The sequence below is a fragment of the Reichenbachiella sp. MALMAid0571 genome (assembly GCF_040151475.1).
Taxonomy (GTDB): Bacteria; Bacteroidota; Bacteroidia; order Cytophagales; family Cyclobacteriaceae; genus CAXBNB01.
In genome coordinates, this window is sequence record NZ_JBDKWG010000121.1 from 86673 (window position 1) to 103558 (window position 16886).

At 36.6% G+C, this 16886-nt stretch carries 14 protein-coding genes; 9 read left to right on the forward strand and 5 right to left on the reverse strand.

The genetic code is table 11. The features are described 5' to 3' along the window. Positions 1 to 5 precede the first annotated feature (5 nt). From AAOP42_RS08920 to AAOP42_RS08930, 3 genes are all read left to right on the forward strand, one after another. Positions 6 to 998, forward strand: a complete 993-nt coding sequence (locus tag AAOP42_RS08920) for a PorP/SprF family type IX secretion system membrane protein (protein ID WP_349528147.1) — start codon at positions 6 to 8, stop codon at positions 996 to 998. Positions 999 to 1003: 5 nt separating this feature from the next. Beyond that, entirely contained in the window at positions 1004 to 2320 is a 1317-nt protein-coding gene (locus tag AAOP42_RS08925; protein ID WP_349528148.1) for an OmpA family protein, read from the forward strand. A 99-nt stretch (positions 2321 to 2419) separates the two neighbouring features. Then, on the forward strand, positions 2420 to 4465 hold the full coding sequence (locus AAOP42_RS08930) for an O-antigen ligase family protein (protein WP_349528149.1): 2046 nt from the start codon (positions 2420 to 2422) through the stop codon (positions 4463 to 4465). Between the two features lie 5 nt (positions 4466 to 4470). Here the strand turns inward: AAOP42_RS08930 and AAOP42_RS08935 are convergent, their stop codons facing one another. The 3 genes from AAOP42_RS08935 to AAOP42_RS08945 all read right to left on the reverse strand — a co-directional run bounded on the left by AAOP42_RS08935 (position 4471) and on the right by AAOP42_RS08945 (position 8128). Further along, positions 4471 to 5862: an aldehyde dehydrogenase family protein gene (locus tag AAOP42_RS08935; RefSeq protein ID WP_349528150.1), complete on the reverse strand. Its 1392-nt coding sequence runs from the start codon at positions 5860 to 5862 to the stop codon at positions 4471 to 4473. Between the two features lie 33 nt (positions 5863 to 5895). Beyond that, on the reverse strand, positions 5896 to 7542 hold the full coding sequence (locus AAOP42_RS08940) for an acetolactate synthase large subunit (protein WP_349528151.1): 1647 nt from the start codon (positions 7540 to 7542) through the stop codon (positions 5896 to 5898). A gap of 259 nt (positions 7543 to 7801) precedes the next feature. Further along, positions 7802 to 8128 carry an ArsR/SmtB family transcription factor gene (locus AAOP42_RS08945; RefSeq protein WP_349528152.1) on the reverse strand — a complete coding sequence of 109 codons (327 nt, stop codon included), beginning with the start codon at positions 8126 to 8128 and terminating at the stop codon, positions 7802 to 7804. Between the two features lie 152 nt (positions 8129 to 8280). Between AAOP42_RS08945 and AAOP42_RS08950 the strand changes: the two genes are divergently transcribed. Next, positions 8281 to 9126: a sterol desaturase family protein gene (locus AAOP42_RS08950; protein WP_349528153.1), complete on the forward strand. Its 846-nt coding sequence runs from the start codon at positions 8281 to 8283 to the stop codon at positions 9124 to 9126. On the opposite strand, the gene AAOP42_RS08955 is transcribed toward AAOP42_RS08950, so the two are convergent. Then, positions 9103 to 10359 (reverse strand): type IX secretion system plug protein, encoded by a 1257-nt coding sequence (locus AAOP42_RS08955; RefSeq protein WP_349528154.1) that lies wholly within the window; start codon positions 10357 to 10359, stop codon positions 9103 to 9105. The genes AAOP42_RS08950 and AAOP42_RS08955 overlap by 24 nt on opposite strands. A 35-nt stretch (positions 10360 to 10394) precedes the next feature. After that, positions 10395 to 10982: an LURP-one-related family protein gene (locus tag AAOP42_RS08960; RefSeq protein ID WP_349528155.1), complete on the reverse strand. Its 588-nt coding sequence runs from the start codon at positions 10980 to 10982 to the stop codon at positions 10395 to 10397. Positions 10983 to 11122: 140 nt separating this feature from the next. Here AAOP42_RS08960 and AAOP42_RS08965 point away from each other — a divergent pair, with 140 nt between their 5' ends. The 5 genes from AAOP42_RS08965 to AAOP42_RS08985 all read left to right on the forward strand — a co-directional run bounded on the left by AAOP42_RS08965 (position 11123) and on the right by AAOP42_RS08985 (position 16640). Continuing rightward, entirely contained in the window at positions 11123 to 11488 is a 366-nt protein-coding gene (locus AAOP42_RS08965; RefSeq protein WP_349528156.1) for a BlaI/MecI/CopY family transcriptional regulator, read from the forward strand. Then, positions 11485 to 12945, forward strand: coding sequence for an N-acetylmuramoyl-L-alanine amidase (locus AAOP42_RS08970; protein WP_349528157.1), 1461 nt, complete (start codon positions 11485 to 11487; stop codon positions 12943 to 12945). Before AAOP42_RS08965 ends, AAOP42_RS08970 begins: the two co-directional genes overlap by 4 nt. Positions 12946 to 13160: 215 nt before the next feature. Then, positions 13161 to 13715, forward strand: coding sequence for an RNA polymerase sigma factor (locus AAOP42_RS08975; RefSeq protein WP_349528158.1), 555 nt, complete (start codon positions 13161 to 13163; stop codon positions 13713 to 13715). A 68-nt stretch (positions 13716 to 13783) separates the two neighbouring features. Then, entirely contained in the window at positions 13784 to 15328 is a 1545-nt protein-coding gene (locus AAOP42_RS08980) for a hypothetical protein (RefSeq protein WP_349528159.1), read from the forward strand. A gap of 16 nt (positions 15329 to 15344) precedes the next feature. Next, positions 15345 to 16640, forward strand: a complete 1296-nt coding sequence (locus AAOP42_RS08985; protein ID WP_349528160.1) for an LVIVD repeat-containing protein — start codon at positions 15345 to 15347, stop codon at positions 16638 to 16640. Positions 16641 to 16886: the final 246 nt, after the last annotated feature.

The window sequence follows — 16886 nt, forward strand, 5'->3', positions numbered from 1 at the left end:
ATTCAATGAAAAGATTAGGTATAATAATTTTGATTCTGGGCTTACACTTAGACCTGTTTGGTCAGGGAATCCCTACTGTATTGCAGAAGTATAGGCACTTAGCTTTTTTTAGTCCTGCAATGACTGGTGTAAATAATTATTTGGATATCAATGTTGGACATGGTGTTCAGCCTTTAGCTTCAGGAGCATCACTCAACACTACCCTGTTCAGCGCATATTACTCTACCAGATCACAAGCGCATGGTAGTAATAATTCCATTAGAGGCACTGGGACAGAAACGATGGAAGATTTTTATGCAAATAGAAATCAGAGGTCAACCTTAAAAATGGGGTTTGGTACAGCAATCTATACGGAAAAGTTTGGAGAGTTTACCAAAACTTATAACAGTAATAGTTATGCGGTTCATGTTCCTATTGCCAATCACACTTATTTAACTATGGGTTTGGCTGCTGGTTTTAATTCTACCAAGGTTGATGTTTTTGATTTGACGTTAAGGGAGTTGGATGATGATGTATATAATCGATTTGTAGCGTCTGGAGGGAATAATACTAATTTGCACATTGATGCAGGTTTAGGTGTAACTTCTAATGATTATTATTTTGCTATTGGTGTTAATAATATAGCAAATGCATTAATTTCAGGGGATTCGGATTTGAATTTCGATAACCCTTTGATTTCAAATGCTGTTGGTGGTTATAGATTTTTTCATAGTCATAGTTTTGAGGCAATTGCCGTTACTTCAGTCACTTTACAATCTGATGTGCCTTCTTTATGGAACGTGGGGTTAAGAGGTAGAATTAATGAAGTTGTAATTGTTGGAATGAATTTTACTTCCAATAAGACAATTTTAGCACAGCTTGGATTTCAGTTAGGTGACTATATTAATTTAGGTTATACATTTAGTAGTACATCAGGTAAATCTGCAGTTGTTAGTTCTCATGAGTTTGGATTAGGAATTAGATTTTTTAATAACAATAATTACACGCCAATTTGGTAAGAAGTATGTTAAAGAGATCGACAAAAATAATCCTGGGTTTAGTCATTGTCTTATGCGCAAATGCCTATGCACAGGATAAGGAATATACCTACAAGTTTTCAGCGGTAGATTTTTTAAAAGAACCGGATATTAATTCTAAAAGTGAGGAGATTTTTCCTTTATATAATAAGGCTTATGACACTATGTTTTTCGTTAGGTCACATCATTATGATAACATAGGTAAGAATAAGGATAATTTTGATATCTGGTACACTTATAAAAAGGACGGTAAATGGACTGAAAGTATAAACTTAGAAGCTCTCAATAACTCTAGTAATAATTCAGTTGTTGGAATTGGAGAAGTAAGTAAATCATTGTATTTAATTAATAGTTATTCCTCAACAGTAATTCGTAATCAAGGCATTTCAAAAACTACTTTTATCAAAGGGAAATGGACCAGACCGGAACCGATTGAGTTTTACGTTGATACACAACGCAAAGTATATTCGTTTTTTATGAATCATACTGAGGATGTAATTGTTATTACTATGTATAACAATTTGTCCGAAGGAGAGGAAGACCTGTTTGTGAGTTTAAAAAGTGAAGACGGAAGATGGAGAGATCCGTTATATTTAGGGCATGATATTAATTCCAGCGGTTTTGAAACGTCTCCTTTTTTAACTGACGATAAAAAAACTTTGTTTTTTACCAGTAACGGATTTGAAGGTTATGGCAATGGTGATGTTTACATGTCAAAAAGATTGGATGATACCTGGTTGCATTGGTCAACCCCTGAGAATTTAGGAAAGAATGTAAATTCAGATAAATTTGATGGATATTTTTCATTGTATGAAAATGGTAAATTCATGTTATCCAGTAACAGAGATACTCAGTATGCTGATATATTTGAAGGGACATGGGAACTTGTTGAAGTAGTAAAACCAGCAAAAGAGGAGAAAATCGTTGTTAAAGAAGTAATTAAAGAAAAGAGCCTGATTGATGGTATGCCTAAGAGTATCAGGGTTCAGTTTAAATCTAATTCTTTTGTATTTGATGAAAATAAATACAATGCAGATTTTGAGAGTTCAGTTAATTTTTTGAATGCTAATCCTAATGTTGGTTTGGTGGTTGAAGGTAATACCGATAAAGTTGGAGATGAGATTTATAATTTGGTTTTATCTCACAAAAGAGCTACAGGAGTGGCTAACTATTTAAAGGCCAAACTTGCTGACAGTGACAAAGACCGGGTTATGGTTATGCCAAATGGTGAAGTAAATGCCACAAATGATCAGGAAGAAAGTAGAGTTGTTGTTGTTAAATTTGTGGTATTAAATGCAAATTAGGAATAACTAACCTTAATAAAAAAGGGGTTAAGATGGTATCTTAACCCCTTTTTTATTTTTAAATTTACGAATTGTCAGGGTTTAAATTGAATTTAAGTTTTGGGTAAGAATAAAAAAAACAAAATTAAAAAGGAGAAGAAGGTAACTGCTCAGGAGTTGCCAGTTAGGACGTCCAAACCTCAATTTTGGAATAATAAGCTTAATTGGATTATTGTCTTAATGTTTGTTTTGCCGTTTGTGTATTCCGGCAAAAGCATGGAGCCCTCTCTATCCCCTCGATTTATATTTGAGTCTTCTTTTTTACTGGTCTATCATTTGTATTTTTTTGGTATCAGAAGAGAAAGGTATTTTATCAATTTTCAAAAAATTGCTTCTTATGCTTTTTTATTGGCCTCTGCATTTGTGTTATGGAGTGTTGTAACCACTTTATCGTCTATCAATTTTGAGGAGAGTGTTTATGAAGTTAGTCGGAATGTATTGAACCTGTTACTACTGTTTACTGTAGTACATGCTGTAGTTAACTCTAAAATGAATTTCATGGTATTTTGTAGAATGGTGGCTATTGCGGTTATTATTCATGGATTTATTGGTTTGGATGAGAATTTTGAATGGGGTAATACTAAATTCCCAGGAGGAGTTAGTCCGCACGGGTTGATGGCAAATCGAAATCTTTTCGGCTCAGCTATGGCATTAATGTTTCCTTTCGTTATTTACCTTGTGTACAAAGGAAAAGGTTTTTGGCGAGGTATTGGAACGTTTTCTATGATATGTCTTATAGCCTCAATTGTAGTTGCGCAAACCAGGGCAGCATGGATTTCAGCGATGTTGGTGTTTATGATTGCTGTTGTTGGCGTGTTGATTTTTCTTCCTGACCTAAGGAAGAGAACAATATCGGTATTTGTTATTGGTTGTTCCGGATTGGCAGTAATATTTGGTTTGATTAAGTATCATGAGTTGTTAAATGAAAGGCCTCAAAAGAGAAACAGGAAAGTTGAATTAAGTGAAAACAATAAAAAGGCTGAAGTTAAAGAAGAGTCTAATACCACTAAAAAAGAAAACCAGGAAGAGGTATCCATATTGAAGAAGATTAATACCAATAGTGAGAGTATCAATGAAAGACTGGTAGTTTGGCAGGAATCTATCGGTATTATTAAGGACCATCCTGTTTTAGGAGTTGGTCCTGGTAATTGGAAAGTGACTGTTCCATATTATAGAATCGGTGGAATACGTAATGATTATGGAAAAATTGTCAGAATACGTCCTCACAATATTTATGTTCAGGTATTAACAGAAAATGGGATCATTGGGTTTCTGTTGTATTATGGTTCTTGGGTATTGGTACTTACCTGTGCCTTGATAGTACTTTTTAAATCTGAAAAGCCCAATCAAAAATTGATGATGATAATGTTAACTGCGGGGTTTGCTTCTTTTGCTTTGGATGGCATGTTTAGCTTTCCTTTAGAACGTTATGAACATACATTGTTTTTGTTTGTAATGATGGGGCTAGCCATTGGTAGTTATCTAAACCATTTTAAAAATCAGAAAGAAGAAGAACCGGGGTATGCCAAATGGACACGCTTATTGTTGATACCAATTGCAGGTTTTTTGGCTTGGAATATTTTTCTTGGCATGGAGCGGCATAGGTTTGAATACCACATGAACAGAGCCAAAGCATATCAGAAAAGAAAGGATAATAATAAGATCATAAAAGAAGTAATGGCAGGGAAAAGTAAATATGTTTCATTGGATCCCAATAAAGATCCTTTAGAGATTCAAAGTGCTATGGCTTATAAGAATTTAAAGGTTTATGATAAAGCTATGGTTGAGGCGAAGCAGGCGTTGTTATATAATCCACACAGTACTCGTAATTTGAATACTTTAGGAACTATATATACGGAAACTAAGAAGTACGATAGTGCTATTATTACCTATAAAAAGGCTTTATATTATGCACCATATTATGAAGTAACATTAAAAAACCTAGCATTGAATTATTTGTACTCTAAGGATTATAAATCTTGTTTGGAAACACTTGAACAGTTTGATATTGAGGGGGATGAATACTTCCAAAAAGTATTGAAAGCAGCTACTTATCACTATAATAAGCAACAAGCAGAGAGTAAGAATGAAGAAGCAGGTGAGTAGTGTGATTATATTACACTACTCTTAATCACCATCATTTTTTCTCTTGACATGTCGTGCATTGAATGTGGAATACTACCAATTCCCAGTCCACTGGAATCACGGCCTCCAAACGGCATCCAGTCCACTCGAAAAGCAGTATGGTCATTTACCATAACGGCTGTGGCATTGAGTTCTTTTACCGCAGAAAGTGCTGCATCTATGTTTTTCGTAAATACTGAAGCTTGAAAATGATAATCCAGACTGTTTGCTTTTCTAATGGCATCCTTTCTATCATTATAACTATAGAGACAAACTACCGGCCCAAATATTTCCATAGTTGATACACTAACATTTTCCGGTGGATTTATGATAAGAGTTGGCTCGAAGCAGGTTTCGGAAATTCTGTTTCCTCCACAGGCAATTTCTCCTCCGGAATCTTTTGCTTCTTTGACCCATTGCTCTACTCTATCCACTTCTTTTGGTAAAATCAACGGGCCTGCTTCTGTTTTTTGGTTCAATGGATCGCCGGTTACTATTTGTTTGATGGAGGCAACCATTTTTGTCTTGACTTCTTCTAATATGGATTCATGTACATAGACCCGTTGTACAGATACGCATACCTGACCTGCATGGTAGTATCCTCCTTTTACCAATGGAGCAATCATACCATCAATATCTGCATCCGGCTCTACTATCACAGGTGCAGCTCCACCATGCTCCAGAGCACATCGTGTACCTGGAGCCAATTTGGATCTTAAATACCAACCAACTTTAGCTGATCCTATGAATGAGAAAAAATTGACTTTTGGGCTTGTTACCAATAGCTCTGCCACATCATTGTCACAAACCATAGTAGTACACCATCCTTCTGGTAATCCTGCCTGATCATAGATTTTGTTCAATAAAAGACAAGTAAGAGGTGTAGTAGGTGCTGGCTTAATAATAACAGGGCTACCTACTGCTATGGCGGGTATTGTTTGATGTATGATCAGGTTGATGGGATGGTTGAAAGCACTGACAGAAGCTACTACACCTATGGGTTCTTTCATTGTGAAAGCCAGTCGGTTTACAGATGAAGCAGTATGTCCCATGGGTATTTCTTCGCCACCAAAATGTCCTATGTGCTCAATTGCCAGTTTGACACCATTTATGGCTCTTGCCATCTCTACTTTAGTATCCATGTAAGGTTTACCCCCTTCTCTCGCAGATGTATTTATAATTTCTTCAGAATGCTTCTCCATCAATTGAGCTATTTTTTCTAATATCTCAACCCGCTTATATTTTGGAAGCCATTTACTTCTGTCTTCGAACAGGCTGTAAGCCTTTTCAATTGCTGCATTCATTTCGTCTGCGGTTTTCAATGGCACTTCATCGATCAGGCTAAGGTCGTAAGGAGCATATACTTTTAAAGAATTCATTTTTTTGTAGAGTTTTATAAATTCAAATTGAGATTAAAGAAGTTCTTTGGCTTTTTCTTTTATTCCTTTGTTTAGAATAGAATGGTTTAAAGAATAATCAACGGGACAATCTATAATATGGACACCATCTTCATTCAGGCATTTTTCTAATGTTTCTGTGAAATGTTGGCTGCTGGTAATTCTATGACCATGAGCACCATAACTTTGTGCATACATTACAAAATCCGGATTTTTGTAGTCAAGTCCGAAATTTTTAAATCCCATTCCTTCCTGTTTCCATTTTATCATGCCATAGGCACTGTCATTTAAGATGATGACAACCATATTTAGACCAATTCTGACAGCCGTTTCTACTTCCTGTGAGTTCATCATGAACCCACCATCACCACATACAGCGATTACTTTTTTGTCAGGGTTGATCAATTTGGCTGCCATTGCGGAGGGGAGTCCGGCACCCATAGTGGCTAATGCATTGTCCAGCAAAAGTGTATTTGGCTCATAGCATTTATAGTTTCTGGCAAACCATATTTTATAAACGCCATTGTCTAATGTAACTATCCCATCTTCTGGCAGTATTTTTCTTATTTGACTAACAATACGCTGAGGTAATATTGGAAATCTTTCGTCTTCGAAATACTTGGTGATGTGACTATCTACTTCTTTCTTAACCTTTTCATAGTAACTGAAATCCCAGTGAGATTGGACTTCTATGTTTTCTGCCATACCCCAAACTGATGCGGCAATATCTCCCAATACATCCAAATGTGGGAAGTACACCTGATCTATTTCAGCAGGAGAGAAATTTACATGGATTACTTTTTTGCCACCGTGCTCCATGAAAAATGGCGGTTTTTCAATTACATCATGGCCTACATTAATGATTAGATCTGCTTTGTCAATGGCATAATGCAAGTAATCGCTACTTGATAAAGCAGCAGTTCCTAAAAATAAAGGATGCCTTTCATCTATTACACCTTTACCCATTTGGGTGTTGAAAAATGGGATTTTGGTTTTTTCTATAAATGCGATGAGGGCGTTTCCTGTTCTTTTTCTATTAGCACCTGCTCCTATTAGCAACAAAGGCATTTTAGCCTTTTGAATCATCTCCACAGCACTGTCAATGGCTTTGTGATCCGGGGATGGTCTTCGTACGGCCTGCACATCAAACAACACTTCATTTGTATCTTCTGCAGCTACATCTTCCGGCAATTCTATATGAACAGCTCCCGGCCTTTCCTCTTGAGAAATACGAAAAGCCTCTCTTACTATGGAAGGGATATTATTTCCACTAACTACCTGCTTGGTGAATTTTGTGATGGGTCGCATCATATCTACTACATCCAATATCTGAAACCTACCTTGTTTACTTTTTTTGATAGGTTTTTGTCCGGTGATCATCATCATTGGCATAGCTCCAAGCTGAGCATAAGCAGCAGCAGTTACAAAGTTGGTAGCACCTGGCCCGAGTGTGGACAAACAAACACCGGGTTTACCTGTTAACCGGCCATAGGTAGCAGCCATAAATCCTGCTCCCTGCTCATGGCGGTTGAGAATTAACTTTATTTTCGATCTGCTCAATGAATCGAGAAAATCCAGATTTTCTTCTCCTGGTATTCCAAAAATGTATTCTACGTCTTCATTCTCTAGTGCCTCAATAAATAAATCTGATGCTTTTTTCATGATGTTAAATTCTGGTTACGGTATGGTTTGTAAATCAATAACTTTATTTGATGATGTTCATATAATATAAGAAGGGAAATACTCAATGTTAGCCGATTTAAGTAGTTCATTATGAAATTGAGAATGAACTCTATAAATATAACGTTAAAAAACGCAGAATTCAAAGGGAAACCCCTTTAAGAACTCTGATAACAAAACTTAACAAAATATGTGGGTGATTGATTCAGTATAAATACTTAAATCAAGGTTAGAAAATATTCTAACAACAGTTAATGGGTTTGAAGGCATCAAAAATGCTATTGAATTTACCTTGCACCTTTTTCCAGACTTCCGGATCGATGCAATAGCAGGTTTTGACTCCTTCTATTTCTCCTTTTATGATTCCTGAAGTTTTTAATTCTTTAAGGTGTTGGGAGACAGTAGCCTGAGATAGTGGCAATTCATTCACAATGTCACCACAGATACAAGATTGTTTTTTGATCAGGTATTGGATTATAGCAATTCGAGCCGGATGGCCTAGTGCTTTGGCATACTTCGCAACTTCATTTTCTTCTTGTGTAAAGGCTTCTGTTTTCGCTGATCCCATAGTTAGTTGTAAATATCGCTAAAATACGATAGATATCAGCCTCTGGTATTAAAAAGTCCTATACTATTTACCATTCGATTAATATCCATCGAAAACAATTATTTTTCATCAGCAGGGAAATGATTAACTTTCCATACAACTATACACTCATTATGGAACCAGTAATTGCTTTTTTTGACGATATACCTACGGTTTTCAGAGCCTCTATTTTGATAGGAGGACTTATGTTATTTTGGATTTTAGAAGGTGTTTTTCCTTTGTTTTCAAATGACTATGCAAAGTACCGTCATGCAGGTCTCAATTTGTTTTTTACTGGAACTACCATGGTCATTGGTTTTGGTCTGGCAGGGATGCTGTTATGGGTTTCAGATTATGTTTCAATAAATAAAATAGGGTTATTGTATATCTTCGATCTGCCTTTGTGGCTGCAAATGGTAATTGGTATATTGTTGATGGACTTTATTGGAGCCTATTTTATCCATTGGCTTGAGCACAAAGTAAAATGGATGTGGAAATTTCATCTGGTGCATCACAGCGATACCAATATTGATGTTACCTCAGGGCTGAGGCATCATCCGGGAGAAACATTTTTCAGAATCTTTTTCACAGCACTTGCGGTATTCATCATTGGTGCACCTATGTGGATTATCATGCTGTATCAAAGCTTATCTGTTTTAGCTGCTCACATTTCACATGCCAACATCAATATGCCGAAAGGAGTGGACGCTATGCTGTCATATGTGTTTGTAACTCCCCTGATGCATAAAGTGCATCATCACTATAAACAGCCACTGACCGATACTAATTTTGGCAATATTTTTTCAATTTGGGACCATATGTTTGGAACTTTTGCCAGAGTTGATGACAGTAGATCACTCATTTATGGTATTGATACACATATGGCAGAACATGAAAACAATCGTGTGGGGAATCTTTTGAAAATTCCATTTCAAAAGTATAGAGTTCCCGAAGAATCAAAATTTGGAGGAGAAGGATGAGTATCCTATGACCCGCTCTGTAAAAGCACCAAGTGGCCGGTAATATACCAAAATGTCATATTCGTTTTCAGTTTGGTAATATGAGCCTTCAAAATAATAAGGATTTCCTTCAAGATAGTAGGCATAGCTGTAAACACCCTGCTTCAATAGCAAATCGCAAGAATACATTTGAGTATTAGGATCATAAGTCATTCGGTTCTCTTGATTTCTTGCCCAATCGTTAAAAGCACCTATCACATACACATTTTGAGTTTGCTCCTGAGGAGAATTGAGTTGAAATTTCACATCGAAATAGTCGCTTTCCAGATACCCTGCCTGTGGTTCCCTTGTCTCAATAAAATATTGTCCGTTCATATCCCGAAATTCGGTATATACATCGGAGGATCTGTTCTCTCCGGGAAAAACATGAGCGATCATGGGCTCAGCATCGCTGTTGATATAAGCAATGTGTTGCCCTTTAAATAAATAAGTTCTTAGATCGAAAAAACGAAATTCATTACCCGCCTGGAAATTATTTTCCTGATTGAAATGGCGATATTCCATGTAGGATTGATCTTGTCTTACTAAGGTTGGTCGCAATCCATAAATGGCATTGTCCCACCTTTGGTTTTGACGAACCACTACATAGATATCTGAATGAGGGTTTGAAACCTTGATTCCTCCATAAGTCAGGTCAAATTCTATTTGATGGTTAAAGTTTCTTCGAGCCACGCTGGTAGAAAGGCCTATATCAGAATTGATGGTAACACGATTTTCAAAAACCACAAAACGCTTGGTGAGCAGTACGTCATTTTCGTCATTGTTTTGATAAACCTTCAGAATGAAGTTACCAGAAACTTTAGTAGGTGGCACCTGAAATAAATAATGAACATAAAGTGTTTTTGTGTTTTGAGAGTATTCAAAGTCATTCAAATCAAAGGCGTTGTACTCTTGCAGAATCTCAATGTCTGATAGCATCGATTGAGTCCAATTGGCATTGCAGTGAATGATTTTAGCCTGAAATTGTTCATAATCCTCCAACAGCGCATCAAACTCCAATACCAATCCCGGATTGCTGCTTAACGAAACTATCGGAACTTGCATGTCTTGATCAGGAGTGTTGATAGCAGGATAAAGCCTGGCAGTTTTTATGAAGGGTTTAAATATTTCATCTTTATATTCTTTTTTATTCTGAGAATATAGATTGTAAAAACTTAGAAAGCAGATGAAAAAGAAGGTAAATGTTTGAGCCACAAAAAAATGTTTATTTTGAAAGAAGTAGCAGAGGTTTATTCCTTTAGCACCATATCAATGCACATGACAGCAGCCATAATGAGAACCCTAAGAGGATTACCGGCAGGAATTTTCTGGTCGATTTGAAGCATATAATTATCGGCAGAGGTAAAAAGCTCTTTGCCAAGTCCGCTCCATTTTTTGCTTACATAAGCAAACTCTACTCCATCTTTTTCAAATTTAAAATCCCAGCTAGTCCATTTGCCTCTGAGTGTGCATAGTACATCGTCATTTGGACTGAGTACATCAAATTTCCCTCCAAGAGAAAAGAACTTTTGCCTGAATTTTCCTACCAGCTCATCTTGGTTATCAAATACATCTACGGTTGACAAAAAGATAGAAACACCTCTTTTGACAGTGAGTACTTTTTCTCCGGCAGGGGTGGTAATCACTACTTCAAATGGAGTCATTCGTTTGTAATCTGTAAACCTCAGTATTTTGGTGAAAAAGCCAAGATTAGGCTCTCGACAACTCATAATCATTTGTTGATTTTCAGGGTCATAGATGTCGTAGTTGTTGGCAGACTTAAACATGCCAACATGCTCCTTAACAAAAAATAAGTTGCGATTGAGAACAGGATTCATAGTGCAGGGTGGTTTTTTACAGCAATATAAGTCTTACTTGATAAAAGCTAAAATTAATTATTTTTAGTCAACAATTTTGAATTAGTTTAATTACTACTATATTTGTAGTAATTAAACTATTAATGTAGTATATGGTTCAGATGACAAAAACGGAAGAGGTCATTATGAAATACCTCTGGAAATTGGAAAAAGCTTTTATGAAAGATTTGGTGGAAGAATTTCCAGAGCCCAAACCTGCTTATACCACCATAGCTACTGTTTTGACACGTATGATAGACAAAGGCTATGTGGCTTATAATCAATATGGAAAAGTGAGAGAATATTACCCTGTCCTAAAAAAAACAGAATACTTTGCGAATCACTTTAATAACATTATGAAGAATTTTTTTAATAATTCAGCATCGCAATTTGCCTCATTTTTTACCACTAAGAGCGACCTCAGCCTAGAAGAACTAGAAGAGTTGAAGAAAATAGTGGAAAGTCAAATCCAAAAGAAAAGAAAATGATTACTTATATCATAGAATCGGGTGTTTGTATGTCAATTTCCTTGATTTGTTATGTCATTTTTTTCAATAATGATAAGTATTTGTATTTCAACAGAGGCTACCTGTTGTTTACTTTAATCTTGTCTTTGTCACTTCCTTTTATAGATATTGAAACGGAATATTCATATTTCGACAGCAGCCACTTTAACATTGTTGCAGACAATGAAGTGGTGGCAGAAACTGCTGAAGTAACCACCAAGAAATCCAATGAAGAGTCAACAGCAATAACTCCATTTTACCAATTCTATACTATTGTATTGATGGCGTACTTTATTGGGGTATTGTTGATGTTTTTTAGATACTTTAAAAACTTGATTGACCTCAGCAAGTTGATTGCTGCTTCAGAAAGGGTTGACAGAGGATCACATAAGCTTATTCTGACCAAAAAGTTGATAGGGCCATTTAGCTTTATGAGTTTCATTTTTGTCAACAAAAATCAATTTGAGAATGATGAAATAAATGAAACCATTTGGACTCATGAATTGGTACATGCTCGTCAATACCACACTATTGACATACTTTTTGTGGAGTTGTTGTTGGTCGTTTTTTACTTTAACCCTCTGGTTTGGGTTTATAGATTGTTTTTGAAATCTAATCATGAATATATAGCAGATGAAAAGGTTATAAAAAAACATTCTGATTTAGAAAAATATGCCAATTACCTAATCCAGTTTGCCCATTCAAAAAATACAATGTTATTCGAATGTAGTTTTAATTATTCTTCCATAAAAAACAGACTTATGATGTTATCAAAATCAAAAAACAGTAAGTTGCTATTTGCAAATAAGGTAGCACTTGCATCACTTTTAGTATTGGCTACTGCTGCAATGTTGGCTTTTAAGAATATAGAAAAGCCTCAAATGAATGAGAATGGAAATGATCAATTTACTGTTGTCATAGACTTTGGACATGGCGGCAAAGATCCGGGCACACTAAGTGATGACAATAGTGTTACAGAGACTGAAATCATCAATTCTATTGGAAGTATCATTAAGGAGATACAAACACAATCCAATTTTGTGTACACCAGAGGAAATGAATTTGTTTCCCTGAAAGACCGCACTGACTTAGCCAATTCCGTAAATGCAGATTTGCTGGTGTCACTACATGTAGGTTCTCAAGTTGGCTCCAAAAGCAATGGGGTAGAAATTTTTTATTCTGAGTCTAATTTTGCGTCTGAGCAATCGAAAACTATTGCCCAACAGTTTGCTGAGAAGCTTAAATTTAGAAGAGGCAGTCGATCTAATAGTGTGAAAACCGCAAATTTTATGGTGCTAAAGGAAAGTAAATGCCCTTCTGTGTTGTTGAGTTTAGGTTTTTTATCAAATCAGAAAGATTTAGACTACTTAAAAAGTTATGAAAATCAGAAGAATTTGGCAAAGCAAATAGTTGATATTCTGGAGCAGGTAAAAGGATAGCTACTCAATCACGTTGCAAAAAGTATTTTATAATGCCATGACAGGAAGTCATGGCATTATTGTTTTATAGAAACGGCACAATTCAACTTACAAACATCCTATTCTTATTCATCCCCGATTGGCATAAATTTGCATCAATATTTCTGTTTGATTCCAACCTTTTTTGATCAGGTGGTGTCATAAGAACAAATCAAACAAAAAATCACCCTTTCCCGATGGGGTTAACTGACCAGGAAATTTTAAAAGGCTGCATAAAAGGAGACAGGGAGGCTCAGCAGATGCTCTATGCCAAATACGCTAAGCAGATGTATGTGGTGTGTCTGAGGTATGCCAAAGAGCAACAAGAGGCTGAAGATATCTTACAGGAGTCTTTCATCAAGGTGTTTGAAAATATTAAAAATTTCAGAGGGGATTCTAAGTTGGTTTATTGGATCAAGCGCATCGTGATCAATACGGCACTGAATGCACAGCGCAGCAAGCTGTATTTGTATCCTATGGTGGATGTGGATTCTTTGAAAGAATCTCAGGGCAATGATTTACCAGTTTCTGATTTTACCATGGAGGAATTAATGAAAATGATAAATGAATTACCGTCCGGTTGTAAAGTGATTTTTAATTTATATGCGATTGAGGGGTACAAGCATTATGAAATAGCAAAAATGCTGGATCTGACGGAGGGAACTTCAAAATCGCAGTATTCCAGGGCAAAGTATTTATTGAGAGAACAAATGCAGCAGGCAGTGTCAGGATATTCAAAAAGGCATAAATAGGAGGTTGTCGTTTATGTCAAATTTAAAAATGGACAACTATAGAATGAGATTAGATAACGCCAAAAATTATGGAAAAAGCTAATAAGTCTTTCGAAGATCAATGGAGTGAAGCTTTTGAGGGTGCAGAAATGAGCCCGCCAGAGCACGTATGGGCGTCCATTGATGGCGCATTGGCCAATCAGGCAGCAGACAAGTATAAAAAAAGAATAATTTTCTTCAAATGGGTAGCTGCTGCATCTATTTCACTGGCCATCATTTCGGTTGTTGCTTTGCTAAATCAAAACCGGGATATGGAAAATAGCATTGCAAAAAATGCAGAATCTGCCATACCCCAAACAGAGGAGACAGCAATTGCGCAATCAGAAATTATTTCTAAAACAGAAAAACAAATCGATCAAAATAAAGAAACAATTATATCGCCGAAGAATGATTCAAAAGAAGTTGATGCAGAAACCAATTCGAACCATTTGTTAGCAAAAAGTGATGATGAGGGAAATATTTCTACGAAAGGAAATGAAGTTTTAATTCGGGCAGAATCTGATGAAATCAGGCAAAAAGATAAATCTTTTGTGGCATTGTCAGATAACACTGATGAGTCCAATAACAAAGTGATTCAATTTTCAGAAGAAAAAAATACCGGAGAAAAGAAATTAAATACTCTCTTGAAAAATAGCAATGCTCCGGCATCTCTGGTGCAGGAAGAAGTAGGCAAAGGTTTACAAGAGCATCATGAGTTTGCTTATATCAAACCAATATCTATTGAGCCTGAAATCCACTCAAAGCTTTGGGAAGCTGATCAATTGTACCTCGTGCCGGACTTAAATGCAGTCATTAATTCAAAATCAAATCAGGCATTTGATTTATGGGCAGGAGTTAGCTTTTCTTCCGGATCATTTAATCCCGGAACGGGTGAAAGTACTTCAGGAACTTCTGATATGGCGTTTGCGGATGTTCACAACAGCCTGGGAAATTTCACAACAGCTAATACTGTACCCCTAAGATCTGAGTACGTAACGGGTAATTCTTTTTCGGCAGGAATGGATTTGGGAGGAAAGCTGTCGAAAAAAATACTCTTGAGTAGCGGTTTGCACTATAGTGCAGTGTCGCCGGGTTCTACATCAAACATCATAGTGACTGACCGCAATTCCAACGAATCGTTTGCTTTGTCTGGTAATGCTACTGAAAGCACCACTTTGGATGCCGGACTGAGAAGTGGCAATCTGGAAGTGACTCAGGGTGTTACCAACTTCTCCAATACGCTACAGTACCTGAGTATTCCGTTGAAAGCAGGGTATGTAATTTTGGACAGGAAATTTAATTTGGTATTGAATTCCGGAATGTCCACCAACATATTGATAGGATCAAGTTTGTACAATTCCGACGGAGGATTGCAGAATTATAGCAATACAGAAAAAGCCAGTGATACTTTTAGTCAGACCTATTTCGACTTTCTTACCAGTGTCGAATTGGGATATAGATTTAGAGAGAAATACCACTTGTCTCTTGAACCTAATTATAGAAAAGCCATCAATAATTTTACAAAAACGGGCAGTTCTTTCGAGGGACGCCCTACCAATTTTGGAGTATCACTTGGCATCAAATACAATTTTTAACTCAAATCAATTTATCATGGAATCACAATCGTCAATGAAAGCTAAAAATGATAAGAAGGATATCGCAAAGTTATCTGTCCTTACTTTTTTGATCCTGTTGTTTCTCGCATTGTTGGGGTCAGGATGTAAGGAAGATGATTGTCCGATGCAGTTGGTTCAATATTCAGAGCCGGTTTTTGCACCTATGGAAGAAGTGAGGGTCACGGCTGCTTATGAGCAGGCAAGAGAAATAGAAAATCCCGGAAAAATCTACTACAAAGATGGTTATGTGTTTATCAATGAAGTAGATAAAGGGATTCATGTTATAGACAACAGGAATTTGTCTCACCCTGTAGCGGTCGGGTTTGTCAATTTGCCCGGCAATAAAGACCTGGCCGCTCGTGGTGATTATATGTATGCTGATAACTACATGGACTTGGTAGTTCTGGATATTTCCAATAAAAATAAAATTGTAGAGTCGGGCCGGGTGCAGGATGTATTTGATGCCTACTACCATTACTATGAAGATTTGGGTGTATTGATTGACTATCAATTGAGAGAAGAAGAAGTGCAATTAGACTGTGGTCAGGATGTAATATTTGATGATGTGATTTGGTTTGGGCGTGCGGAAAATGGTTTAATTGCATACTCTCAGGATAATTCTGGAGGAGCCACTACTGGCATTGGAGGTTCATTGGCTCGGTTTACAATCACAGATGATTATTTATACACCATCAATGACTGGAGAATGAAACTTTTTGATATTACAGATCTTAAAAATCCGACTGAAGGCAACACAGTGGAGTTAGGCTGGGGCATAGAGACCATATTTCCATATCAGGACAAATTGTTCTTAGGGGCACGCAATGGCATGCATATTTATGATAATAGTAATCCAAATTTACCGGAGTACATTTCTACTTACTCACACATCAATACCTGTGATCCTGTAGTGGTTCAGGGTGATTATGCTTATGTTACCTTGAGGTCTGGTAACGAGTGTGATAATTTTACAAACCAGTTGGATGTCATCAATATTAAAGATGTACACAATCCATTTTTAGTGAAAACTTACCCGATGCAAAATCCACATGGCTTAGGCATCAATGGCACTTGCTTGTTTATTGCCGAAGGAGACTATGGGCTGAAAGTATTTAATGCCAGCGATGTATCCCGGATTGGTGAGAATTTGATGGCTCACCATGAAGGAATACATGCCTTGGACGTTATTCCGCTCGACGATGTGTTGTTTATGATTGGCAATGATGGTTTGTATCAGTACCAATATGATTGTGGAAACCAGTTTCAATACTTAAGCACTATTTATTTTTAGTGCAGAACAAACGCATTTAAAAACAAAACTTCCTTACAGCAACAGTTGTCATGGTCGTTTGGCTAAGTAAACTATCTCCTTGTCATTCCGACGAAGGAGGCCATGTCTTCCGACAGGTAGAAATCTTGTTTGTTTATTGCAGGACAATAATAAAGATATCTCCTTCGTCGAAATGAAAAAGTCAGGTGTCAGAGCATGCTAATTTCAAATGCCTACGCAGTGTTGGATAAAGTTCTAAGTTGACAC